The sequence below is a fragment of the Streptomyces sp. NPDC050211 genome (assembly GCF_040656035.1).
In the GTDB taxonomy this organism is placed as follows: Bacteria; Actinomycetota; Actinomycetes; order Streptomycetales; family Streptomycetaceae; genus Streptomyces.
In genome coordinates this window covers 1-24,263 of sequence record NZ_JBFALC010000058.1, presented here as the reverse complement: position 1 = coordinate 24,263, position 24,263 = coordinate 1, and the positions used below count along the sequence as shown (strand labels likewise).

19 protein-coding genes and 4 pseudogenes are annotated in these 24,263 nt (G+C 69.0%); 12 read left to right on the top strand and 11 right to left on the bottom strand.

The annotated features are described in order from the left end of the window. Positions 1-7 precede the first annotated feature (7 nt). The 7 genes and pseudogenes from AB0I98_RS38450 (at position 8) to AB0I98_RS38420 (ending at position 6,634) form a co-directional block, all read left to right on the top strand. Positions 8-361, top strand: a complete 354-nt coding sequence (locus AB0I98_RS38450) for a hypothetical protein (protein ID WP_362950002.1) — start codon at positions 8-10, stop codon at positions 359-361. Next, positions 358-1,347 (top strand): hypothetical protein, encoded by a 990-nt coding sequence (locus tag AB0I98_RS38445; RefSeq protein WP_362950000.1) that lies wholly within the window; start codon positions 358-360, stop codon positions 1,345-1,347. Before AB0I98_RS38450 ends, AB0I98_RS38445 begins: the two co-directional genes overlap by 4 nt. Positions 1,348-1,539: 192 nt before the next feature. Continuing rightward, complete coding sequence (locus AB0I98_RS38440; protein WP_362949999.1) at positions 1,540-2,460, top strand: metallophosphoesterase; 921 nt, start codon at positions 1,540-1,542, stop codon at positions 2,458-2,460. After that, positions 2,363-2,614, top strand: a pseudogene (locus AB0I98_RS38435) (LysR family transcriptional regulator); the annotation flags it as partial. The gene AB0I98_RS38440 and the pseudogene AB0I98_RS38435, both read left to right, overlap by 98 nt. Before the next feature lie 168 nt (positions 2,615-2,782). Next, positions 2,783-3,142, top strand: coding sequence for a LysR family transcriptional regulator (locus AB0I98_RS38430; protein WP_362950057.1), 360 nt, complete (start codon positions 2,783-2,785; stop codon positions 3,140-3,142). Positions 3,143-3,174: 32 nt separating this feature from the next. Then, positions 3,175-5,844 (top strand): DEAD/DEAH box helicase family protein, encoded by a 2,670-nt coding sequence (locus AB0I98_RS38425; protein WP_362949998.1) that lies wholly within the window; start codon positions 3,175-3,177, stop codon positions 5,842-5,844. 178 nt (positions 5,845-6,022) lie between these two features. After that, on the top strand, positions 6,023-6,634 hold the full coding sequence (locus AB0I98_RS38420) for a hypothetical protein (RefSeq protein ID WP_362949996.1): 612 nt from the start codon (positions 6,023-6,025) through the stop codon (positions 6,632-6,634). Between the two features lie 43 nt (positions 6,635-6,677). Here the strand turns inward: AB0I98_RS38420 and AB0I98_RS38415 are convergent, their stop codons facing one another. The 8 genes and pseudogenes from AB0I98_RS38415 to AB0I98_RS38380 all read right to left on the bottom strand — a co-directional run bounded on the left by AB0I98_RS38415 (position 6,678) and on the right by AB0I98_RS38380 (position 17,173). Then, on the bottom strand, positions 6,678-7,028 hold the full coding sequence (locus AB0I98_RS38415) for an STAS domain-containing protein (RefSeq protein ID WP_362949995.1): 351 nt from the start codon (positions 7,026-7,028) through the stop codon (positions 6,678-6,680). An 89-nt stretch (positions 7,029-7,117) separates the two neighbouring features. After that, positions 7,118-7,380: pseudogene (locus AB0I98_RS38410) on the bottom strand (TerC family protein); the annotation flags it as partial. Between the two features lie 235 nt (positions 7,381-7,615). Then, positions 7,616-8,428: a DUF4253 domain-containing protein gene (locus AB0I98_RS38405; protein ID WP_362949993.1), complete on the bottom strand. Its 813-nt coding sequence runs from the start codon at positions 8,426-8,428 to the stop codon at positions 7,616-7,618. A 47-nt stretch (positions 8,429-8,475) separates the two neighbouring features. Further along, positions 8,476-13,473, bottom strand: coding sequence for a DUF6531 domain-containing protein (locus tag AB0I98_RS38400; RefSeq protein WP_362949991.1), 4,998 nt, complete (start codon positions 13,471-13,473; stop codon positions 8,476-8,478). 561 nt (positions 13,474-14,034) lie between these two features. Further along, positions 14,035-14,286: a hypothetical protein gene (locus tag AB0I98_RS38395; RefSeq protein WP_362949990.1), complete on the bottom strand. Its 252-nt coding sequence runs from the start codon at positions 14,284-14,286 to the stop codon at positions 14,035-14,037. Between the two features lie 317 nt (positions 14,287-14,603). After that, positions 14,604-15,416, bottom strand: coding sequence for an SAM-dependent methyltransferase (locus tag AB0I98_RS38390; RefSeq protein ID WP_362949988.1), 813 nt, complete (start codon positions 15,414-15,416; stop codon positions 14,604-14,606). 174 nt (positions 15,417-15,590) lie between these two features. Beyond that, entirely contained in the window at positions 15,591-16,835 is a 1,245-nt protein-coding gene (locus AB0I98_RS38385; RefSeq protein WP_362950056.1) for a molybdopterin cofactor-binding domain-containing protein, read from the bottom strand. A gap of 44 nt (positions 16,836-16,879) precedes the next feature. Continuing rightward, positions 16,880-17,173: a hypothetical protein gene (locus AB0I98_RS38380; protein WP_362949986.1), complete on the bottom strand. Its 294-nt coding sequence runs from the start codon at positions 17,171-17,173 to the stop codon at positions 16,880-16,882. A 260-nt stretch (positions 17,174-17,433) separates the two neighbouring features. Here AB0I98_RS38380 and AB0I98_RS38375 point away from each other — a divergent pair, with 260 nt between their 5' ends. The 5 genes and pseudogenes from AB0I98_RS38375 to AB0I98_RS38355 form a co-directional block, all read left to right on the top strand. Beyond that, positions 17,434-17,829: a hypothetical protein gene (locus AB0I98_RS38375; protein WP_362949985.1), complete on the top strand. Its 396-nt coding sequence runs from the start codon at positions 17,434-17,436 to the stop codon at positions 17,827-17,829. Between the two features lie 64 nt (positions 17,830-17,893). Next, positions 17,894-18,766: a transposase family protein gene (locus tag AB0I98_RS38370; protein WP_362949983.1), complete on the top strand. Its 873-nt coding sequence runs from the start codon at positions 17,894-17,896 to the stop codon at positions 18,764-18,766. A gap of 288 nt (positions 18,767-19,054) precedes the next feature. Then, entirely contained in the window at positions 19,055-19,744 is a 690-nt protein-coding gene (locus tag AB0I98_RS38365) for a DJ-1/PfpI family protein (protein ID WP_362949981.1), read from the top strand. Between the two features lie 58 nt (positions 19,745-19,802). Then, complete coding sequence (locus tag AB0I98_RS38360; protein ID WP_362949980.1) at positions 19,803-20,129, top strand: hypothetical protein; 327 nt, start codon at positions 19,803-19,805, stop codon at positions 20,127-20,129. Between the two features lie 167 nt (positions 20,130-20,296). After that, a pseudogene (locus AB0I98_RS38355) lies at positions 20,297-20,775 on the top strand (helix-turn-helix domain-containing protein); the annotation flags it as partial. Between the two features lie 121 nt (positions 20,776-20,896). On the opposite strand, the gene AB0I98_RS38350 reads toward AB0I98_RS38355, so the two are convergent. From AB0I98_RS38350 to AB0I98_RS38340, 3 genes and pseudogenes are all read right to left on the bottom strand, one after another. Next, entirely contained in the window at positions 20,897-21,478 is a 582-nt protein-coding gene (locus tag AB0I98_RS38350) for an SMI1/KNR4 family protein (RefSeq protein WP_362949978.1), read from the bottom strand. Positions 21,479-21,573: 95 nt separating this feature from the next. After that, positions 21,574-24,096 (bottom strand): NucA/NucB deoxyribonuclease domain-containing protein, encoded by a 2,523-nt coding sequence (locus AB0I98_RS38345; protein ID WP_362949976.1) that lies wholly within the window; start codon positions 24,094-24,096, stop codon positions 21,574-21,576. Positions 24,097-24,179: 83 nt separating this feature from the next. Continuing rightward, a pseudogene (locus AB0I98_RS38340) lies at positions 24,180-24,263 on the bottom strand (IS5/IS1182 family transposase); the annotation flags it as partial.

Sequence of the window (24,263 nt, the reverse complement as noted above, 5' to 3'; positions counted from 1 at the left end):
GCGCGCCATGACATCCGCAGACGTGGTCGCCCAATTCTGCCTGCAATTGGCGAGGTTGCGCCGGTTGGCCTTGGAGGAAGGCCGGGTGGCGGACCTGGATGCCCTGGTGGCCGCGGCAATCTCCGGCGAGGACGTGGCGGCGCGGCTGGTCGAGCTGAGCCGGCAAATCGGCGGCCCGGAACTGCGTACTCGGGGTGTCGACGCAGGAGTGCCCATGGGCGGGCCGTTCGGGCCCGGACAGCCAGTCGGTGGCCGGTACGTTTGTCCGCACGGTCGGTGCAACCGGGCGGAGCGAAGGGCGCCCGGCGGGCCGGTGCCAGAATGCCGGCTCGCCCCTGTTCCGCTCGTCTTTGAGGCGTGACAACCGTGACCACCCTGCTGACCACGCTGGCTACAAAGCTCGCCGAGAAATTGATGACCCTCGTGGTGCTGCCGGGCCTGCTGCTGCTGGCCACGGCGTTCGCCGGAAGCCTGTTGGGGCACCGCCACCCGGTGAACGTCCGGCACCTTGTCGACGAGGTCAACCGGATCGCCGAGGCCGCCGGTGGTGCGCCGGCCGCGACGCTCGCCGTCGTGCTGGTGGCCCTGCTGCTGGCCGCGGTCTCGGCTGGCCTCCTGGCCCAGGCGGTGGGCGCCGCACTGCGCTGGTTGTGGACGATCAACCCCGACCGCCGACCGTTCACGGACCTGACCAAGTGGCGGCGCACTCGCTGGGCAGAGCTCGACCAGAACTACCGCGCCGCGCAAGAAGACGTGGAACAGACCAGGATCGCTGCCGACGACACCCGCGCGGAACTGGCGGCGCAGCCGGACTCCGCCGCGGCCCGCACCGCCGCGGAGCAGGCGCAGGAGCGCCTTTCCCGCGCGGTGGACATGGCGGCGCCGATCGCCGCGCGCCGCAACCGGATCGCGTCCGCCCAGCCGAGCCGGCCAACCTGGATGGGCGACCGGCTCGCCGCCGCGGAGACCCGAGTGCGCGGCCAGTACGGCCTCGACCTGCCGGCCCTCTGGCCCCGGCTGCAGCTCATCACCCCGGATGGAGCCAGAGCCGACCTGCGCTCTGCCGCCGATGCCTGGAACCGCGCCGGCATTCTCGCCGGTTGGGGCCTGCTGTACCTGCTGGTCACCACCGTGTGGTGGCTGGCGGCCCCGATCGGTCTGGTGGTCATGCTCGTCGGCTGGCGTCGCGGCCGAGCCGCCGTCGCCGCACTCGCCGACCTCACTGAGTCCGCCGTCGACCTCTACGCACCCACCCTCGCCGAGCAACTCGGCGTCACCGTGCCCGCGGGCACCATAACGCCCGCCCTCGGCCGGCAGATCACCGAGCAGTTCCGCAAAGGCGCCTGACCGGAGGGAGTTCCCTGGCAGGTCAGGTCCTCGAGGCCGCGAGTGGTGCAGGGCGAGGGTTCGGTCCCGCTCGGTGGGCTCCTTCGCTGGCGTGGGCGATTTGAGATGGGTGCGGATCCTCTGCAGTGACGGTCCGGATCAGGATGTGGGGCTGTAGATCCGCTGGTTCGTCCTGGGCAGCAGCAGCAGTTGGTGGGACAGGCCCTGGCCCGGTGCGGTGGTGGAGGCTACTTTCAGGTGATGCGGATCTTGCATCTCTCTGACACTCATCTCGACCGGGCGGGCGGCCCGGACGCCGACGGAGCCGACGGCACTGCGGCCCTGCGGCTTCTGCTGAACGAACTCCAGCACCTGGACGACCTGGACGCGGTGGTGGTCACCGGTGATGTTGCGGATGACGGCTCTCGTGAGGCGTACACGCGGGCGGGCGAGCTCCTGTCCGACTACGCCGGTCGACGCGGGGCGGAGGTCTTCTACACGACGGGTAACCACGACGAGCGCACCGCGTTCGGCGAGGTACTCGGCAGCGGCCACCGGCAGCCCGAGGCTGCCTATCAGGGGGCGGCGGGTGAGCGGGCAGCGGTCAGCACGGTGGGTGGATGGCGGTTGATCACGCTGGACACGCTCGTTCCGGGCAAGGGCTACGGCCGTTTGGACAACGGCCAGCTCGACTGGCTGCGTGAACTGCTGGCCACGCCCGCGCCGTTGGGAACCGTGCTGGCGTTTCACCATCCGCCGGTCGCCCTGGATGTCGATGTCCAGCGGGCCCTGGGCCTGCAAAATCATGCGGACCTGGCCGAGACGATCCGCGGGAGTGACGTCCAGCTCATTTTGTGCGGACACTTCCACCTGCAGATTCTGGCGCGTCTGGAGCAGGCCACGGTTTCGGTTGTCCCAGGGGTCGTCAGCCGCATTGACCTGACCGTCCGGCCGGGTGCCGAGCGTGCGGTCCACGGTCCTTCGGCCTCTTTGGTCCACCTCGGGACACTGCACGGGCCGCTGATCCATACGCTTCATGCCCGGGATCCGCGCATGGGTGAGACGGTCTACGAGGCCGACGAGGCGGAGATGCACGACGTCATCAAGAGGCTCGGTCCTTCGCAACTGGCCTGAATTCGGGCAAGTCGCCGCGTACCCCTCCCTCAAGGACGCGCGCGCGGCACTCGCCATGCCCCCGCACACCGTCACCAACCACCTTCGTCGTCTTGAGGAGGATCTCGGCGGCCCACTGCTGCTGCGGACCCTGAAGAACCGGCCCATAAAGCCCACCGAACTCGGGCACCAAGTCCTCGCGGCTGCCCGGCCTCCGGCCGAGCGCCTCGGAGTCCCGCCGCTTGCTGTTCCAGCGGATGCGTCACGCCCACGGCAGACCCGCAGGAGAAGGCCACAGACAACCGCCACCGCAGCGGCGAGACTGGCCCAACTTCCCGCCCTCTTGCGGCCGGCAGCGGGGACCTACGGTGGACAGCGCCGACTGCGCCGGTTCCTGGAAGCCGTCCGGTACCCCACGGTGACGGCCTTCGCCCGCGACGCGGGCCTTGACCCGTCCACAGTGACCCTGCAGATCGTCCGTCTGGAGCGGGACTTCGACGGCCAGCTCCTGGTGCGCGGCGGGAACAAGCACGCCATGCAGCTCACCCGCCTCGGCAAGAGGGTCGTTGCCGCCGCGCAACCGTACGCCGACCAACTCGGCGACTTCCATGGGCCACGCCACAAGCCGAAGGCGCCCTCGCCGGTTGGCCCGACCGCGCCTTGTGACACCTCGCGGGCATGCGCCGGCGGTGAATCTGGCTGATCTCCCTGCGCAGGCAGCCCGGAGTCTGGATCATGAGAGGAGTGGAGGACTGGTCTGACTGCAACGACCTTGACGAACTGCGTATCCGTCTCGACGTAGCCCTGCAGGAGAACGCGGAACTCCGCGAGGAACTCGCTCAGATCAAGGCAGACAACATCCGCCTGCAAGCGCGCCTGGGCGAGACCGCCCCCACCGGTTTTGCTGTGCTGCCGCCCGTGGTCGACCCCGTGCCGGCCTCGCCGGTCGTCGGTGCGGGCGGGCTCCCGTACGCCGACGCCTCCTCCGGCACCGCAGCGAAGATCGCCCTGTTTCGGGCGCTGTTCGCCGGGCGGGAGGACGTCTACGCGAGGCGCTGGGTGAGCACCCGGACCGGGCGGACCGGCTGGAGTCCGGCCGAAGACAACCCGTTCGACAAGACCAAGGACGATGCGGACCGGGTGTTCTGGCCGCTGACCGACGAGACCGTCTACGGCCACCTCAACCCCTCCCGTCAGGGCCGCAGCGAACTACACGTCGGCCTGTACCCGCTGCTGGCCGACGACACCTGCCGGCTGCTGGCGTGCGACTTCGACGGCAAGGACGGCAGCGACTGGCGTGCGGACGCCACCGCCTACGCCGCAGCCTGCGACGACGCCGGTGTCCCCGCCCTGCTGGAGATCTCCCGCTCGGGCAAGGGCGCGCACGTGTGGACGTTCTTCACCGCCTCCGTCGCCGCCACCACGGCCCGCGCGCTCGGCATGACCCTGCTGCGTCGGGCGATCGACGCCCGCGGGCAGATGGCTCTGTCCAGCTACGACCGCCTCTTCCCCGCCCAGGACTTCCTGCCCATCAAGGCCAAGGGCAGCTTCCGGTTCGGCAGTCTGATCGCGCTGCCGCTGCACGGCGCCTCCCGCGCTACGGGCACGACCGTCTTCGTGGACCCCACCACCTGGCAGCCCTACCCGGATCAGTTCGCCCACCTCGCGCGCACCGAACGCCTCACGCCGGCCGAGGTCGAGGCGCTCGTCGACAAGCTCGGCCCGGTCAAGGCCGGCCCGTCGGCGACCGCGCCCGAGCTGGGACCGCGGCCCCGCAGGAAGGCCCTGGGCAAGGCGCCGGCCACGGTGCCCGCACGGCTTGCCGCGATGCTGGCGATCTCCACCGCAGGGCTGCCCCCGCAGCTACTCGCGGCGCTCAAGCACGCCGCGTCGTTCCACAATCCGGAGTTCTACCGCAAGCAGAATCAACGCTTCTCGACCTGGAACACACCCCGGCTCATCTGCAGCTTCGACGCCACCGACCCCGACTGGCTCAAGCTGCCGCGTGGTCTTGCCGACGAGGCCGTCCAGCTGATCGCCGCCGCCGGCGGCACGCTCACCATCACCAGCGAACTGCCCGAACACCCCGCGATCACCGCGCACTTCACCGGCGAGCTGAGCGGCATCCAGCAGCAGGCCGTGGAGGCGATGACCCCGCATCCCGCCGGGGCCCTGGTCGCTCCTCCTGGAGCTGGCAAGACGGTCATGGCCTGCGCCTTGATCGCCCACCACCGCACGCCAACGGCCGTCGTCGTGAACCGCAGCGAGCTGCTGGACCAGTGGAAGCAACGCCTCGCCGCCTTCCTCGACCTCGGCGATCACCAGATCGGCTCGCTCGGCGGCGGCAAAGACCGGCGCGGCCACGCCGTCGACCTGATCATGCTGCAGACCCTGTCCCACCGGGATGCGCCGCCCGACCTGCTCGACGGATACGGCCTGGTCATCGTGGACGAGTGCCACTCCGTGGGAGCACCGGGCGCCGAAGCGGCGATCCGCAGCGCGAAGGCCGGACGCTGGATCGGCCTGTCCGCCACCCCCTACCGGGCGGACCAGATGGACCCGGTGATCACGATGCAGTGCGGCCCGATCCGCCACGAGATCGAAGACGCCAGCACCTTCGCCAAGCACTTCGTCGTCCACCCCACCACGTTCACCACCGACGAACCGGGCAACGACGGCGCCTCCTTCCAGGCCATCTACACCGAACTCGCCCACCACGCCGACCGCAACGCCCAGATCGCCGCGGACATCGCCGACGCCACCGCACGCGGCCGGTGCAGCCTGGCCCTGACCAACCGCGTGGAACACCTCCACCAGCTGGCCGCCGCCCTCAAACCGCACGGCGTCGAGCCCCTGCTGCTCCACGGCGGCCTGCCGCAGGCGGAACGAGCCCGTATCCGTTCCGCCTTGGGCGAGGACACCGCCAAGCCGCTGGTGCTCTTGGCGATCGACAAGCTCGTCGGGGAGGGCTTCGACCAGCCCCGGCTCGACACCCTCTTCCTCACCAGCCCGATCTCCTTCAAGGGCCGCGTCATTCAGCAGGTCGGCCGCATTACACGTAACACCGAAGCGAGGAAGTCCCACGTCGAAGCCCACGACTACCTCGACGCCGACGTCCCGCAGCTGGAGCGCATGCACCACCGGCGCCGCCGCATCCTCGAGCGCCGTGGCTTCACCACGACTCCACTCGAGAAGCTGCCCAAGTCCCCGCCCACGGCTCGGCCCGACGCGCAGACCGCCACCGTGACGACCACGCGCCCCGCACCGGCCGTCGCGCAGGTCCGGGCCTGGGCCCGCGGCCAGGGAATGGACGTGCCGGCCCGGGGCAAGCTACGCCAGGAGATCTGGGAAGTCTGGCACACCGCTCACCCAGACCAGAGGCAAGGTGCAACGCCTCCTTCCTGACCCGCTATGTCAACGGCACTCGCGCGGGACCTCGGCGTGGCGGAACACGCGCACGCCCGTCGCAGCAACTCCCGGCAGACGAGATTCCTGAAAATCGTATGCTCGTTCCCGGAATCCTCTACGGTGGCGACAGGGAATCCTCAGGAACCCCAACGCCACTTCCTGGGAGGGCAGTTGTATGACGTGGTCCGAGAGCCTGCCGGAGGTCCTCACCCGGTCCGACTTCGCCTCGATGGTGGCGCGTGAACCGCGCAGTATCGAGCTGATGGCCAGCCGTGGGCTCATCGCGGATCCGACCCACCGCAACCGCGGGAAGTTCGTATGGGAGGAGGAGTCCGCGGTGGGCTGGTTCCACACGCTGCACGAGCACGCAGTGGTCGTGCCCGCGAACGACCTGGCCGAGGAGGAACTCGCCAGGTACGGCGCCTACCTGTGCCCGCTCAGCAGCAGTCACGTCGGACTCGCCCGCCCCCGGCTCCTGGTGATGTACCGGCCGGGCGGCCAAGGCCAGGTCTTCGACGTCACCGCGGTGGAGACCATCCACCAGCAGGTTCCCGGAACCCGGGATACGACTCCGGCGACCGGGAGCATCGTGCGCAACGGCGCGACGCTGGACGCGTCCCGGAAGCCGTGGACGGTCTTCTACCTCAGCGAAATCGGCACGATCGAAAGGATCACCCCGGTGATCCAGCAGGGTCGGTATCTGCCCGTCGACGACGCCCGGAACGCGCTGACGTCCGGCCACCTCGTCGTCCCCACGCTTGACGAGGCATTTCCCGCCAGGAAATGACCTGCACTGGTCGGCACCGGGATGACCTTGGGCATGTTCGTTCCTACCGCTCGCCGGGCGTGGAGTGCACTGGCGGAGCTGGTTCGATGCTGAACGCGCCGTGGGTGCCGGTCAGCCGCAGGATGCGGGCGAGGAAGTGCGGTACGGCTCGCAGTCGCAGCTCTACACCGCGTCCTCGGGCGGCCCGGGCGGCGGCCAGCAGCGCGCTCAGCCCGGTGCAGTCGCAGAACGTCACCTGGCCGAGGTCGACGACCACGCTGCGGTGCTGGTCCACGGCCGCCTTCAGCGCCTGGCGGGCGTCGGTGGCGGTGACCAGATCCAGCTCGCCCGACACAACGACGAGGCACCTGCCAGGGCCGGTGGTCTTCAGGTCAACCTGCATCGTGCCGGACACCGGAGCCCCCTTTGTCCGCGGGCTTATCTCCAGGAGACTCCCCGACCAGCGGCCCTGTCCACGGCGCCAAGTGCGGCGGGTGCCATGGGTCAGGCCTCACTGTGCGTGGTGTGCGGAGACTCTGGGAAGGCCGTGGCCGGTCTCTTGGTGGCCATCAGGTGGTGATCGTGGTGACCCACCAGGACCGCGCAGATCACGCCGAGAGAGACCGGTATGGAGATCTCGGGGACCTGGACACCGGACTCGTGCAGAGCTTGACGCCGATGAAGCCGAGGATGACCGACAGGCCGTACGAGAGGTGGACCAGCTTCTTCAGCAGGCCGCCGATGAGGAAGTACAGCTGCCGCAGACCCGCGTGCAGCACCCCCGACGAGCGGGAGGGCCGATGGGGGAACTCCTGGAGAAGATCGAAGCCCGGCAGCAGGCCGTGCGCGAGACGGTCGAGCAACTGCGTGAGCAGATCATGCGCCCTGCGTTGCCGGGCGGCTCGCCGACCACTTCCGTTGTCGAGCTGGGGCGCGCGGAGTGGGGCGCTTTTGCGGACGGCAAGATCCGTTGCGGTAGCAGTCGCCGGTCGCGGCTTCTTATCAGTCCCACCACAGCGTCCAGACCGGGGTGTCCACGAGACCGGCGGCGTACGTGTCGAAGTCGTCGTGGATCTGGAGCAGGTCCGGGCAGGAGGCGATGTGCTCGGCGGCGACACGGAGCGCGTGTTCGGGGGTGCGGGGCGGCCGGGCGACCGTCATGGCGATTGTGGCGACGCCGCCCAGCGAGCACAGCCGTACGCCGAAGCGCTGCTGCCAGCTGCGCACCATCGCCGCGATGGTCTCGCTCCCCACCTCCGGCCGCCAGCCGCACGCTGTGACGGCCGTGGCGCCGTCGGGGGCGGCGACCAGGCCGAGATAGGGGCCGTGGCCGCTGCCCGGGAGCAGGGCGCTCATGGCCTGGGGGGAACCCGCGAGCGCCACCGCCCGCTCGTCGGGGTCGCCGTCGTCGCCGTCCGGCCCGGCCGCCGGCGCCATGCCCGGCCAGGCCGGGTAGGGCATCTCCCCCGGGCCCATGCCTTCGACCATGTCCTCCCACTCGGTGACGCACCGCTCTTCGAGGTCCACCTCGTCCGACGCGGCGGCGGGCACCGGTGCAAGCTCGCCGTTGTGCCACGGCCGTAGCGTGCCGCTGCGGGGGTCGGTCAGCGCCCCCAGCAGCAGCGGCCACAGCCCCGTCACCCGGTGCCGCTGGAGCAGTTCGCCCCAGCGGTGCCCCGCCTCCGCCTCGGGCAGGGGCTCGTCCGAGACCCACAGCGCCGGTTCGGGCGTACCGGGGCCGGTGAACCGCGCGCTGGGCACCACCAGCCGGCCCGGTGGGAGGCCGTCGGGAAGCTGCTCTTCGGTGAGCGTCATGACGTGAGGCTAACTCCGATGCGACGGTCAGGACGGGGCAGGACGGGTCAGGAGAAGGCGGCCGTAAGCCCTCCTACGATTCCGCCTACGATGGCAACGCCTCCTGCCACGACGGCCTCCACCGGAAGGAGGACGACCGCCACGACGACCAGGGCGATGAGGGCCGCGGCGCCCAGGATGGCGAGGCCGATTTCCTTCCACGGCACCTCCTCCCACCAGGGGTCGGGCTTCTGATGCGGCTGGGGGTTCGGCTCCGGCACGGGCGCCGGTACCGGCACCGGAACGGGTTCGGGGGCCGTCGGGCGCGGGTTCCGGAACTTCGACCGCTCGTAGATGAGTTTGCCGTCCCAGTTTCCGCCGGGTGAGCTCACCTGGTGGTCCGGGAACCGGAACACGAAGTACTTGCCCGGCAGCGGCTGGCCCGCACCCGCCCGCCAGCCGGGATCACCCTGCGCCGCCTTGAACTGCTCGAACCGCCTGCGGTAATGGACCACTTCGCGTGCCGCCTTGTACGCCTCCCTCTTGGCCTTGACCTCCCAGATGTCCGCGGTCTTGTTGCCCGGGCGCTCGTACAGGAGGTCCGGATAGCCGGGGTTGGCGCCTGGATTGGGGTTCGTCGGAGGGTTGCCGGGCCGGTAGAGGTTCTTCTCCTTGGTGCCACCCTCGATTGTGTAGGTGTCGATGTGCATGGTGCCGCCCCCGGCCACCAGTCCTTTGAGCAGCGTGCCGGCCGTCTCGGTGGCGGCGTCATGGAGAGCGTTGCCCCCGCGGCCGGGGGCCGCCGCGGCCGTCAGCGCCCCGACCATGCCGTAGACCTGGCCGTGGGAGCTCTTCCGCCGCTGCGCGACCGCGCTCTGCGCCGCGGTCCCGCCGGATTGTGCCGCCCAGGCGCCCACCTGGAGAGCCGCGCCGGGGCTCGACAGCAGGCCGCGGGGGTCGGTGCGGTTCAGCGGGTCGTTGCGGGTGTAGACGTACGGGTGTTCGGCGGCGCCCGCTCCTCCCGTCTCGTTGGTGGCCGGGTCGCGGGAGGTGTAGCGGCCGATGCCGGTCCAGTAGAGCCGGGCCCGCAGGTTGAGCACACCGTGCAGGGTCTGCTCGCCTCGGTAGCCGAAGCGGGGGAGTTCCGGGTCGGACGGGTGCCGGTCGTGGTGGTCGTCGTGATGGTGGTCGTCGTGATGGTGGTCGCCGTGGTGATGGTCGTCCCGGTCGCCTGAGTGACGGTCGCCCCGGTCACCATGGTCGTCCCGGTCGCCCCGGTTACCGTGGTGGCCGTGGTCGCCGTCGCCCCCGGGCTCGCCGAACAGCCCGTACCTCTCGGCCTGGACCCAGGCGCGGGTACCGCGCGTGCGGACGGCCGAGCCGTAGATGTCGCGGTGGAAGGTCTCGGTACCGCCCCGCCAGGCGGCGAAGGTGCGACCGTAGCCGTAGCTGAAGTCCGCGTTGTACGGGCTGGGATGGCCGCGTTCGGTGTCGGCGAGCTCCGGGTCGGCGCGCTGGCTGAGGATCTGCGGGACCTTCTCCGGGCTCCACCGGTAGCGCACCGACGCCGAACGCACCGTGTCGTGCCGCCGGTCGGTGTGGGTGAGCACGAGCCGGACGAGGAGACCGTCGCCGTTGTAGGTGGCCTCGGCCTCCTCCCGCGGCGCGCCGTCGTCGGTGACCGCCCGCACCGGCCGGCCGAAGCCGTCGTACGAGATCCGGTGACGGCAGTCGTCCTCGCGGACCTCGGTGAGCCGTCCGGCGGAGTCGTACTCGTACCGGGTGCGCAGGCCGTGCGCCAGCGACGAGACGAGCTGGTCGGCGTCGTCGTAGCGGTAGTGCGTCTCGCTGTCGCCGTGGCAGCGCACGGTGCGGTTGCCGACCGCGTCGTAGGTGAGGTCGAGTGCCTCCCGGCGGTCCTCCTCCCAGAAGCCGTACGTCTCGCCCGGCTGGTGGACGGTGAGTTCCGGGTGGCGCTTCGGCGACTGCCAGGGCCAGGGGTGCATGTCCCAGGTGCGGGCGTTGACCAGCTGCCCCAGCCGGTCGTAGCGGAACGACCGGAAGGTGCTGGCGACCGGGGTGGTGTCGCGCTGGGTGAGGATACGGCCGTCCGGGTCGCGGGTGAGGTCGGTGCGCGCCACCGGGCGGCCGTCCCGCACCACCTCGAACTGGCGCAGCCGGTCGTGGTCGTAGGCGTAGCGGCGCGCGAGGCGGCCCGGCAGCTGCTCGGTGAGCAGCCGTCCGTCCGGGTCGAGGGCGTACTGGGCGCGGCCCGCGCGCGAGTCCTTCATGGCGATGAGCCGGCCGTTCGGGTTGTAGCGGTAGTCGACCTCCGCGCCGCCCGGGTAGCCCAGCCCGGACAGGTGCCCGGCCTTGTTGTAACCGGCCTTGACCACGCCTCCGTCCGGCTCGGTGACGCGGACGATGTTGCCGACCTTGTCGTAGTCGAAGCGGGTGGTGCCGGTGGCGTCCGTCATGCTGGTGCGGCGCCCGTTCTTGTCGTAGGCGTACGTCACCTCGGTGCCGTCGTCGGCCCGCCAGCGCGTCAGCCGGGCCTCCTTGTCGTACTCGAAGTGCTGGGCGTCGCCGTCCGGGTCGACGACCTTGCTCAGGTTGCCCGCCCGGTCGTACGCGCGCTTGCTGACGCGCCCCAGCGGGTCGGTGACGGCGACGACGCGCCCGGCCTTGTCGTACTCGTACCGGGTGACGGCACCCTTCTCGTCGGTCGCCGAGATCAGCCGGCCGGCCCGGTCGTAGCCGTACTGGGCCTGGTTGCCCTCGCCGTTGACCACCGCGGTGAGCCGTCCGGCCTTGTCGTAGCGGTAGCGGGTGGTGATTCCGGAGGGGCTGGTCTCGGCGGTCTTGCGGCCCTGGCGGTCGTACTCGTAGCGGGTCACCCAGCCGCGCGGGTCGGTGCGGGTGATGACCCGGCCGGAGGCGTCGTACTCGGTGCGGGCGGTGAGGCCCGCCGGGGTGGTGACCGCGATGGGGCGGCCGTCGGCGTCGTAGGCGGTGCGGGTGACTCCGCCCTGGCGGTCGACGGTCTCCACCACCTGACCGCGGCGGTCCCGGCGCATCCGGACCGAGTTGCCGGCCGGGTCGACGAGCTCGTCCAGGTAGCCGCTCTGCGTCCAGTGCTGCTTGGCCAGCGCCCCGGTCGGGTCGAGGACTCGCACCGGATCGCCCGATGCGTCGTGCTCGATGCGCCACCTGCCGCCCTCGGCGTCGGTGACACCGGCGGGGCGGCCCGTCCTGTCGTAGGAGTACCGGGTGGTGGCGCCCGACGGCGTGCTGACGGCCACCGGCCGGTCACGGGCGTCGTACTCGGTGCGCCTGATGCCGTTGGGATCCTCGATCTCGGTGGTGTTGCCGTCCGCGTCGTAGCGGTAGGCGGTCTCGATGCCGGCGGGATCGGTGGTGCGGGTGACCTGCCCCAGGGCGTCGTATGTGTAGGTGGTCTCGCCGCCCTCGGGGTCGGTGGTCTTCGTCAGGCCGCCGTCGGCGTCGTACTCGTGGGTGGTGGTGTTCCCCGTGGGGTCGGTGACGGTGGTGTTGCGGCCGGCGTCGTCATAGCCGAACGTGGTCTCGCCGTCCTCCGGGTCCGTCTGCCGCAGCAGCCTGCCGCCCGGGGACCACTCCTGGCGGCTCTTCTCGCCGAGCGGACCGGTGTAGGAGGTGACCCGGCCGACGGTGTCGTACGTCCAGCGCAGCGGGCTGCCGCTGGGCAGCGTCGCCTCGGTCATGTGGCCGGCGCGGTCGTAGCGGTAGCGGGTGACCTGCTCGTCGGGGAGGGTGACCGAGGTGAGCTCACCGCGCTCGCCGTACCGGTAGCGGGTGGTGTGACCGTCGGGGTCGGTCGACGCGGTGATCAGGCCGTTCTCGATCGTCCGCTCGGTGGCGCCGCCGCCCGGCTCGGTGATACGGGACGGCGTGTGGCTGTCGCCGGTGTACGCGTACCGGGTGGTCCGGCCCTCCGGATCCGTCTCCGCGGTGAGGCGGTCGCGGTCGTCGTAGCTGTACGTCGTCGTCTCACCGGCGGTGGCGGACCGCAGCAGGTTGCCCCGGCCGTCGTAGCGCTGCACCAGCTCGCTGCCGCCCGGGCGGGTGGCACCGGTGAGCCGGCCGGAGTCGTCGTAGCGGAAGGCGGCGGTCTGCCCGGCCGGGTCCGTCATCTCCGTCAGCCGGCCCTGCGCGTCATAGCGGTACGTGCTGCGGGCGCCGGCCGGCTCGGCGCTGACCGTGGTCTCGCCCGCGTCGGCGTCGTACTCGAATCCGGTGGTGCCGCCCCCCGGATGCTCCTGGCGCACCACCCGGCCTTCGTCGTCGTAGGAGTTGACGAGGGCCACCGTGCCGTCCGGGTCCGTCTCCTGCCGGAGCCGGCCGTCCTCGGTGTAGGCGTAGTGGGTGGTGGCGTCGTCGGCGGGGCCCGTGACCGTGGTGAGCCGCCCCTCGCCGTCGTGGCCGTAGGCCGCGGAGCGGCCGTCGTCGGCCGCGACCCCGGTGAGCCGGCCCGTGCCGTCGTACGAGAACGTCAGCTGCCGGCCGAAGGAGTGCGCGGCACTCTGCAGGCGGCCCTCGCCGCCGTAGGAGAGGCTGACGCGCTGCCCCTCGCGCTCCCGGGCGATCAACCGCCCGTCCGCGTCGAACAGCCACCGGGTGCCGCTGTTGGTGCGCAGGGTCCAGCTGCCCTCGTCGCCGTCCCGGCTGAGATCCGCCTCCAGATCCTGTGGGCGCTGATAACCGCCGTCCGGCTGCCTGGTGAAGGTGAGCACCCGGCCGTCCTCGTCGTGGAACGCGACGTTCCCGCCCTCCTGCTCCTCCAGGCGGGCACTGAACGAGGTGGTCCAGCCGCGTCCCAGCGGGCCGTCGACGGTGCCTGACGAGTTGTAGGTCCGGGTGAACTCCAGCAGTCCCAGTAACGACTCCGGGAACGGAGTATCCGTGATGCGCTGGGTGTAGTTGCCGGTCGCGGTGCTGACACCGTCCCCGGCGAAGCCGTAGTCGGGCTGCCTGCCGAGCAGTTCACGGACGGGCCTGGTGATCGGTGATCCGGTCGGTGACGTCATCGATGCTCTTCCCTCGGCCAGAGCCCCCGGAGCACCCCCCGCGGCACCACTGGCGACGATCCCCGTGGAGCGGGCTGAGTTACGTATGACAACAATGGGGCTGGCACAGCGTCAAGTAGCTTCTGAGCCAGGAGCAGGGCCGGACTTCAGCGCCTTTCGGGCGAGCCTGACGGCAGCCGGACATCTCCCCGGTCCTGGACGGACACCGGCCGGCGAAGTTGGCAGGTGCGAAGACCAGCGGAGAGTGCTTCCGAGGCCGAGAGCAGACCGCGCTCCTCCATCGCCGGCGCCCGGCGTTCCCGCGTGCTCGTCGACTACCTCGAGATTGTCCACAACCGGCAGCGCAGGCGCTCGGTCCTGGCTCATCCCGATCCGGTACGAGTTGCGCCAACCGTCTGTGGCGTGAAACCAGCGACGCGACCGCACACAAGCCGCGAGCACATCAGTTTCTACGCTTCGGCGTCGTCGGTGCCTCGCAGGAGCGGGTGGCGCCGCCACCGCCGCAGTCCGCCCTCCTTCGTACGGCCTGCTTTGGGCATTGCTCGACACCCCTTGTGGGTATCACCGCACAGACGCAGCCGCGAGCAGTTGCCGGAGATCCGCCGCCTGCGCCTGTAGTTCGGCATGCCGCTCACTGATCTCGCGGGCAAGGCCGTGATCGGGCACGTCGAGCAGTTCCATGTTGCGCACCAGCCGCCGGCCCCGGGCTGCGGTGTCCGCAAGGGCCGAGCGCAGGGAGGCCGGCCGTTGCTGCCGTTCCCGACCCTGTTCCGCCTCCCCGACCGCCGGATGGGCCTTCAGCAGACCGTCCAAGACCGGGATGACCGGCGAGGATGTCGGTCTGCGCCGACGGGCGTTCCTGCGCGGATTCGACCTGGCGCACGCGTTCCGGACGGCCGAGCCGTTCGTGTACCTGGCGTCCAGGGAAACGCGGATCGCCATGCCGAGGACACGAACATCCCGTACCTCAACGCAGTGGACGTCCCCGCGCGCGAGGGGCGCAAAGCAACACGAGTCGACGGCGGCTTCCACGTCCCCGCCCTTCTTCCTGGCGACGGGCCGCGTCCGCGAGGCGCGCGAGCAGTGGTACACGAGGACAGGCTCGCACAGCGTCCGGACCGCGGCAGGCGTCACAGCTTGCGGGCCATCGCGACGTAGCAGGACACTTCGGCGTCCGACACATCGGCGGTCACCCTGCTGGCCTCGGCCAAGCCGTCCGTGTCCCAACGGTGCGGCACCTCCACGCCGGGCGGGACGATCTCCAGGCCGTCGAGGAACCGTTCCACTTCCGCCTTGGAGCGGGCCTGCGCCGGGATGCCGGAGGACTGGTACACCTGCACCGCACGGCCGATGCCCTCGGGGTCGAAATCCGCCGTGACATGTGACATCACCAGGTAGGAACCGGGCGCCAGGGCGCCCACCAAGCGTCCGACGATGCCGTACGGGTCGAGGTCGTCGGGGAGGAAGTGCAGGACGGCGTTGAGACTCAGGGCCACCGGACGGCTCATGTCGAGGGTGGCGGTCAACTCCGGGGCGTCGAGCACCGAGGCGGGATCGCCGGCATCCGCCTCCACGAACGACGTGCGGCCCTCGGGGGCGCCACTCAGCAGCCGTGCGGCCTGCGCGCGGACGACCGGATCCCGGTCCACGTACACCACGCGTGCGTCGGTCGCGACATCCTGGGCGACCTCGTGCAGGTTCGGGCTGGTGGGGATCCCGGTGCCGATGTCCAGGAACTGGCGCACGCCCTGTTCGGCCAGGAACCGGGTGGCGCGGTGCATCCACACCCGGTTGCTGCGAGCGATGACGATGATGCTCGGGAAGGCGGCGATCGCCCGGCCGGCGGCGGCGCGGTCGGCGGCGTAGTTGTCGCGCCCTCCGAGGTAGTAGTCGTACATGCGGGCGCTGTGCGGCTGATCCGTACGCAGATCCGTTGAGGTCATGCCCGGCTCCTCCCCGTCGGTCCGCCCGTGTGGCGCGGGCGTATCGAAGGCTAACCGAACGTCCGTGTCACCGCGCCGAGTTGACCCGCCTGCGATCAGCACCCACCTTCGACGGCCGATTCTCCGCCGCCCGTCAGTAACCCCAAAACCCCAACGACTGATCACGCCGTTCGTTCAGCCGATCAACTTGTCCGGAGTGATCGGGAGGTCGCGGATGCGCTTGCCGGTGGCGTTGAAGACGGCGTTGGCGATCGCGGCGCCGGAGCCGGTGGTACCGATCTCGCCCACGCCACGGCTGCCCACCGGGCTGATGACCGTGTCCGGGTGGTCGAGGAAGCGCACGTCGATGTCGGGGACATCGGCGTTGAGGCACCAGATAGTCGGCGAAGTTCGCGTTGGCGATCCGGCCGGTGGCGGGCTCGCGTTGGCGATCCGGCCGGTGGCACGCTCCACCTCGGCGCCCTCCAGCAGTGCCTGGCCCAGCCCGAACACCACGCCCCCGACGATCTGGTTGCGTGCGGCGCCGGAGTTGAGGATCGTGCCGCCGTCCACCACCGTCGTCATGCGCGCGACGCGCGGTTCACCGGTGAAGCGGTGGACCCTGACCTCACAGAAGTGCGCGGCGAAGGTGCTCAGGGCGTAGCGCGCCATCTCCTCGGTGGGCCCGCTCGACCTCTCGGCCCCGACGGCGCGCGTACGAGTCATGGCCAGCAGTCGGCCGAAGTCCACGCCACGCCCGTCGGCGCTCAGCCTGCCGTCGCGATAGCGAACCTCCTCAGGATCGAGACCGTGGAACGGCGAACACCGGTGCTCGACCGCGTGCTTGATCAGCGCGTCTGTCGCCGCCTCGCTCGCGGCCCGGACCGCCGGCGCGACGCTGGCGGTGCCCGCGGAGCCGGCGGCGACTCCCCAGCCGTCCGGCGACTTCGACCTCAACGTGTTGTCACCGACCTCGGAATCGACGCGCCCGACCGGGATGCCCAGGCGGTCGGCGGCCGTGATGGCCACCACCGTCTTCATACCGGTGCCGGGATCGGAGGTGGCGGCCTCGACGGCCACCGTGCCGTCGCGCCGGAACGCGACGTGCGCCGAGATTCCGTAACGCATCGCGCGAAAGACGCCGACCGCCATGCCCCTGCCGACCAGCCACTCACCGTCGACGGCCGACCGCGGCTCGGGCGCCCGGCGCGACCAGCCGAAGCGGCGCGCGCCGACACTCATGCATTCGTCGAGGTGCTTGCTGGAGTACGGCCGCCCGTTCGTCGGGTGACGGTCGGCGTTGTTGGTGCGCCGCAGCTCGACCGGGTCGATGCCGAGTTCGTACGCCAGCTCGTCCATCGCGCACTCGAGCGCGAACGAGCTGGCCTCCTCGCCGGGCGCGCGCATGATCGTCCCCGGTGGCACGTCGAGCGTCACGATGCGGTTGGACGTGTAGATGTTGGGCGAGCGGTAGATGTTGTGGGTCAGGACGTTGGTGACGGCGCATAGTGGTGGGCAAGGTTGGTGGCGAGGTCGCGGAGGTGAGCCCTGGCTTCGGTGGGGCCGTGCACAGTGATGGCGCTCCCGAACGGCAGTAATGCTCGCACGTCCTCCAGACGCAGGAAGCGGATCGTTACCTTGTGGCCGGTGGGGGATTCCTCATGGTCGTCCCTGACGAGTCGTTGGCCAAAGATCCGTCGCGCTCGCTCGATCTGGGTCTGGTCGATGGTGGCGCTGACCTCTATCGCATGGTTGTGTTCCCACTGAGCACTGTGCATCGTGAAAACCTGCAGGTCAGGTGGGCTGGTGTGCGCGGATTCCGGCGTGCTCGTGCTGGTCGGCGGCGAGTGTCCATGGTGAAGATCGTCTGACTGGGTGGCTGAGGCGGTTCCCGGGTTCTGCTGCGCCTGCCGCGAGGCGCTGCCTACGATCCATCGCTGTGCGGGGACGCTGCCGGTATCGCGGGGAGGGTGCGGGGATGTCGGAACTGGAGCGGATCACGGCTCGCCGGAGCGAGCTGGACGCGCTCGCCTAGGAGTTGGGCAAGCAGCTTCAGGAGGTCCAGGCGGAGCGGGAGGAGCTGGCGATCGCTGAACGGGTCCTGCAGCGGCTGGCCGAGCAGGATCGGGCTGAGGCGGAGGCCGCCGGCGCAACGGCTCCGGTGAAAGCGCAGGTGGCGGGGCGTGCGGTGCTGCTGATCCCGCACCGTGGAGACAGCCTGGACGAGACCGCGCTGCCCGGTGACTACCGCAGGATTCTGGCGATCGTGCGGGCCGCCGGCGGCCCGGTGCAGGTCAGGGCGGTGGGCGAGGAGCTGGGACTCGAGGTGGCGGTGCGCGGGAAACTGGAGCCGCTGCGGGCGAAGTTGACCAAGCTCGCCGATCGCGGCTGGCTGCACAAACACCCCGACGGGCGGTTCACCCCACGCCCGTAGCCGCGCCGGACCAGATCCGAGCGGGGCGTAACTGGCGGGCCCCCCGGCGGCAGTTGAGTTTGGTGTGAAGAAAAACAACCCTCACGCCGAGGGCCCTGACGGCCTTGTCTACACCGCCCGCCTGCCGCTGTCGAGTGCCACCCTGAACTGGCTCGCCGACCTGATACGCGGCCACCTGAAGAAGATCGGCTCGCGGTGGCGGGCCCTGCCGCCGGGAAGGATCGCCGCCATCGTGCTGGCGGTACTGCGCTGTGACCAGCGCCCGGGCGATCTGGCCGGCGGCAACGGCATCCACCGCACCACCGTCACCCGGTGGGTCAGGGAAGTCGTCGGCCTGCTGGTCGCCCGCGCGCCCAGGCGGGACCGCGCGTTGAAGAAGATCACCCGAACGGGTGGCGGGGTGGTGCTGCTGGACGGCTCCGTGATACGCACCCGACGCCGCACCGGCGCGGCGAACCGAAAGAACTACTCCGGCAAGCAGAAATGCCATGGCCTGCTCGTGATCGCGCTCACCGACGACAAGGGACGGCTGATCTGGGTCTCTGCCGCCCGTCCGGGACGCACGTCGGAGATCACCGCCTGCCGTCACGACAAACTCACCGGCCACTTGCGGGCGGCCGGCCTCGGCGCCATCGCCGACCTGGGGTTCGTCGGCCTCGACGACAGCGGTCCGGACGCCGACCCGGCGGTGATCACCGGCCACAAGGCCGCCCGGGACCGCCCGCTCACCCGCGGTCAGAAGCTGTCCAACACGGCGCTGGCCGCGGTCCGGGCGCCGGTCGAGCACGGCTTCGCGCACCTGAAGAACTGGCGCGTGCTCGGCAAGGTCCGCACCGACCCGAAGTGGGCAACCATGCTGGTGAGGGCCCTGCTCGTCCTGACGAACCGTGAAGTTTCCCGCTGGCCGATGATCTACACCGAAGTCATCCGCCCGTGACCAGCCCGGCACACCGGAACCCGCGCACACCAGATCCGTGAACTGCAACTTCACGATGCACACCCCTCAATGGTGTGCATGGCCAGAAGATACCTGTCCTCCGGTGGCCTGCTGTGGTCTCAGCACCGTGAATTCTCTGCTTTGGCCAGTTCAGAACCCCTCTCCGCAACCGTGGCGGTATTCCGTTGGAAGGTGTCACTAATGCCGCTGGGAGACAGGTTGGCAGCCGGTTAGCGTCGGGAGCGACCCCGGCACGGGCCGGATGCTGCCGCACCCGAAGGAACCCCCATGTACGCCCAGATCATCCTGTTTGACGGCTTCGACCCGCTCGATGCCATCGCCCCCTACGAGGTGCTGTACGCCGGCGGCACCGCCTCCGGCGGCACCGTGAGCGTGGAACTGGTCTCCGCCGAAGGAGCGCGCGAGGTGGTCAGCGGCACCGGATGCCTGACTCTGCGCGCCACCGCCGCCCTCGATCCCCGACGCGCGGGCCTGATCCTGGTTCCCGGCGCCTCGGGCCGCGTCGGAGAACCCGGCGAGGTCCCCGACCACGATGCGGGGGCCGGGGAATGGCAGCAGGACGAATCCATCCCCGTACGGTTGGGCCGCACCCTGGCCACCGAGTTGCCCACGCTGTTGAAGGCGGCGATGGACAACCCCGAGGTGACGGTCAGCGCGGTGTGCGGCGGCTCGCTCGTCCTGGCCATGGCCGGCCTGCTGGAGGGCCGCTATGCCACCACCCACCACATGGGCCTGGACATGCTCGACGCCACCGGCGTCCACGCGGTGAGCGCCCGCGTTGTCGACGACGGCGACCTCGTCACCGGCGCTGGCGTCACCTCCGGCCTCGACCTGGGTCTGTACCTCCTGGAGCGCGAGGTAGGCCCCCAGATCGCCCACGCCGTCGAAGAGCTGTTCGCCCATGAGCGCCGCGGCACCGTCTGGCGCAACGAGGGCCCGGTACCCGCCGGCCTCTGACCACACGTCCCACCCCCGCACCTCTTAACCGCACCGCACCGTGAGGAAGAACAGCAGCATGTCCGTAGAAGGCATCTGGGACCTGTCCATCTCCACCCCCATCGGCAAGATCAAAGCCGTGGTCGAATTCCTGCGGGAGGCCGATGTCCTGACCGGGACCGCCCACGGGGCAGGAGAGGAAGTCCCGCTCAGCGACGTCGTCCTCGACGGCGACCGGCTCACCTGGAAGCAGGCCATCACCAAGCCCATGCGCCTGAACCTGGCCTTTGCCGTGACAGTCGACGGCGACACCCTGACCGGCACTTCCAAGGCCGGACGCCTTCCGGCCTCGAAGGTCACCGGCGAGCGCCGCACCGTCCGAGCGGCCCGGGAACAACGACCGTGACGAAACTCTTCATCTCCCTGCATGTCCTGGCCGCCATGTCTCGGCGTCGGGCGAAATCGAAATCTTGGAAGAGTCCGAAATCTGACCCTCTGACGGCGGATCAAAACTGACTCACTTGGTGATCTTCCTCTGATCCTGGTTTGGTGATCAAGACCGGGAGGAAGTCGGTGATCTCTGTGGAGGACTGGGCGGAGATTCGCAGGCGGCACCGGGCCGAGCAGATGCCGATCCGGGCGATCGCGCGGCATCTGGGGATCTCGAAGAACACGGTGTAACGGGCCCTGGCCAGTGACCGGTCGCCGATGTACGAGCGGGCGTCGGCGGGGTCGGCGGTGGACGCGGTCGAGGTGCAGATCCGCGAGCTGTTGCGGGAGACTCCGACGATCCCGGCCACCGTGATCGCGGAACGGATCGGGGGGAGCGGGGTATGACGATCCTGAAGGAACGGGTGCGTGAGCTGCGGCCCGCGTACCTGCCGGCCGACCCAGTCTCGCGGACGGTCTATCAGCCGGATGAGCTGGCCCAGTACGACCTGTGGTTCCCCGAGGCGGACATTCCGCTGGACTGGGGGCAGGCGGGACGGCCGCCGGTCCTGGTGATGGTGTCGGGCTACTCGCGGGTGATCACCGCGCGGATGCTGCCGTCAGAACCACCCCTGCCGCCCAGTCAGACGATCTTCACCGTGGACACCGGCCGCCGACCAGCGCGAGCACAGAATGATGCGCGCACCCCAGACCCGTGACCTGCGACTTCACGATGCACACCGCTCATTGGGGCGCGGGCAGCTCGTCCTCCGTCCAGATCAACGTTCGGGGAAAGTCCGGATGGGCGTCCGTGGCCTCCCACTCCTCATCACCCGGCAGTATTGCGATCCAAGGGCGCGGCGAGACGAGCAGGTTCCCGACGAAATCGAGAACCGACGACAAAGTTCCCCCGGGAAGTTGCGCGTCGGACGAGTAGGGGCTCTCGATGTCCCACCAGCCCAACTTTCCCGTTCTGGTGTCAACAAGGAGCATGTTGCTACTCAGAGCGGCTATGGGCACGATGAAGGGTTTATCGGTTTCGCTCAGGTTACTGTCGTCCGTCATGGCGAAACGTAGCCATGATGCGCGCTTCTTAAGAATGTCTTCGGTGCTGAGCAGCGTGAAGCCGGGAGGGATAATCGTGGTGGTGCCGGAGCCGTCGTGGCGGAGCAGGGAACGTTCCACGTCCTCCGGTAGGCGTACCCCGAGCTGATCATGAAGCTGTTGGATGTCCGAGGGAGTGCACGGCCGTGGCAAGGCAGGCTCGTTCGGCGCATGTCGGACTATCCACTGTTCGATCTTCTCCCAGGACTCTTCAACCGACATGTTCCACTCCTTCGTCGTCGGAGATGACGGTCGGGGTGTGGTGTCCGCGCTGCCGGACGACAGCGCGGACACCACACATGCCGAGCAGTTATGCGTTACGGGCAGGGTTTTCCGCGGACCAGGGAGAACGTCCCGGCCAGAGGGCGTTGTTCTGGTCGACAGGGTATCGCTGTCTTCTGCGGTTGCTGGGTCGAGTACTTGAGGTTCGCTTCGCTCCGTTTGACGTTGGACGTCTCCAGAGTGAACGAAACGAATCGCGGCCGGTAGATCGTGGGATCACGATAGTGTGCGGCGCCGGGCGCGATGTTGCTGTCGAAGTTGTTCACGTTGTAGGACAGGATCCAGCGGCTGTCACTCGACAGTGACGGGTGGACGTGCGCGTTGTACGAGAAGCACTTTCCGTCTTCTTCTTTCTCGGTGCAGTCTCCGTATGGACCCGGTTCAGGCATTTGATAGACCTCGTCGTGGCCTACCCAGGAGCCAAAGGGGCCGTAGGGATCGCAGCCGTTCCACATACGGATCTTTCCGCTGAACGCTACGGTGCTGTCCTGGCTGACGAGGACGTAGTTGCCCTTGAATGGGGTGACGCTGTATTCGTTGGCGACGCCCGTCAGTGCGTTGTCGCCCTCGGTCTCGCCATACATCCACTCGCCTCTGGCGGAGTTGAGGTATTGCCACTTGTCCGGGTCGGCAATGTTGGTTCCCTTGACGCGAGCAATCCTCATGCCCTTGTGGGTGGGTGCGTCATCGACACCGTAGATGTAGGTGTACCCGTCGTCGCTCTGATCGGCTGACATGACGGCTGCTCCCCACTGGACGCCTGCTTCGGCGGGCAGCGGCTGCATCCACTCGGGAGCGGTGAGGTCGTCAGGGTCGAAGGTTGCCACGAGTGATCGCTTGATCTTGAAGTCCCAGAGGCCCTCGCCGAACTTGTACCACTCGTGGAAGACGACCTGTAGCTTCTTCTTTCCCCCGATGGTGGTGATGAGGCCGTCTCCGAGCCAGTACCAGTGTTTGTCGGCCTGGGGCGGCATGAGTGCTTTGGGGTTGCTGTCCGAGCCTCCCTTAATGGTGGTGAGGTTGTCTCCGACCTGGGCCACGAAGGAGCTGTTGATCAGGCCCGCGCTTGTCGGCCGGGTGCCGTCGTCGTTCAGCGGACCGAGGAAGGTGTCGGAGAACATCCACAAGCGGCGACCGTCGGGCATGGTGACGCTGTAGGTGGAGTCCCCTCCCGTCCAGCCATTGCGCGTGGTGGCGGCATACTTGTTGAACACGTCCTCCGGGTACGCCTTGGGGGCTGCTTGTTTGGCTTCCACCACGGCATTTCCCTCGCACTGGTGGTAGGTGACGGGAGCAGCGGCCCCGCTCGGTTTATTGGGCCCGTTGTACTCGCCCCCGGAGGGAGTGATCAGGTGAACGTAGAACCTGTCGCCGTCGAGTATGCGATTTGATACGTAGAAGTGCGCCGTGAGATCGTTTCCAGCGAGCTGGTTGTGTTCGGCGTTGATCGGCTTCACGGAGAAATGCCGGAACCCGTCATTGGGTTCGATGCCGTTCACGCCCGTTGCGGATCCCTCATAGGTGGATGCGTACGGGTACTCGTCACAGTCGCGGGGATATGACAGCGCGTCGGAGTAACGGCCGAAGTAGTTCCTGCACTGAAGGGTGGACCTATCTCTGTTCGCCCTGTTGTCGCTTGCGCTGAAGCGCCTCGTGAGGGGATCTTTACTCTTGGGGGAGCCAGGTATCTGCTTCTTGTATTGCGACGAAGGCTTCGTCCGTTCGGGACTGTTCTGTGCCTCCCAGACGTGTTCCGTCTGCTCTACCCACTCAGGACGCGAATCGAATCGATAGGTGACTGGCTCATCGTCATCGAAGACACATCCACGCGCGGACCCCACGTAGGTAGCCGAGTCGCAGCGGAAGGGAACGTCTTCGATCCTGTTCACCTCCTGCGCGGTGAACTCGATGTCGAAGGTCGAGTTTGCGACCTTGTCGCCGGTCAATGATCCTTCCGGGGAAAAGAAGGTCACCCACTCGTTGACGTCATCGAGGTAACGCCACTCGCTGAGCGGGGCAGTTCGGCCACCTTGGTCGTTGCAGGTCACGCCAGCCGTCTTCGGGTGGCATATCCCCTTCAACCCGAAGCGCTGGGTCCAGTCCGGAGTCCCGGTAGTGCGCCAGTTGTCCAGGTGGATCCACACATCGACGTTGCGGTCAGCTTCCGCTGGCCCTGAGCTCGCCTTGCCGAGGGCCGTCAGCCGGAACCGGATGGAGCCGCGGCTGGTCTGGTACAGGACGTCACCCATGGCGCACCAGGTCAGCCGATCCATGATCATGTGGCGTTTGCCGGCCGGGTAGGGGGCGTTGCGGCAGGTCTCCAGGTCTGCCTCGGCAACCGCCTTCCGCTTCTTCTGTGACGCCAGCTCTTCGTAGTCGGGGGAGTGCTGGTGCATGTACCGGGAAAGTTCTGTTCTTTCCTCGGGCGTCATCGGCTTCTTCGACCGTTCCCAGACCTTGGTGTCACGGGTCTTCTCTCCCGATGAAGACCCGTGGTCGGCGTCCTGGCCAGCAGTCAAGGCCGTCGCGAGAAGTGCTGCGATCACAAAAGTGATCAAGGTTCGTAACTTGCGTCTTCGTTTCAACTCTCGCCTCCGCGGTTCGGGCCATTACTGAGGGGCCAAAGTAAAACTGAGGTCTTTCAGCGTTGCCGCTCCAGAGTGAGGACAGCCGCGGAGATTGACGACATTCGATTCGGGCTGCACCGGGATCGGCGGAAGATGCG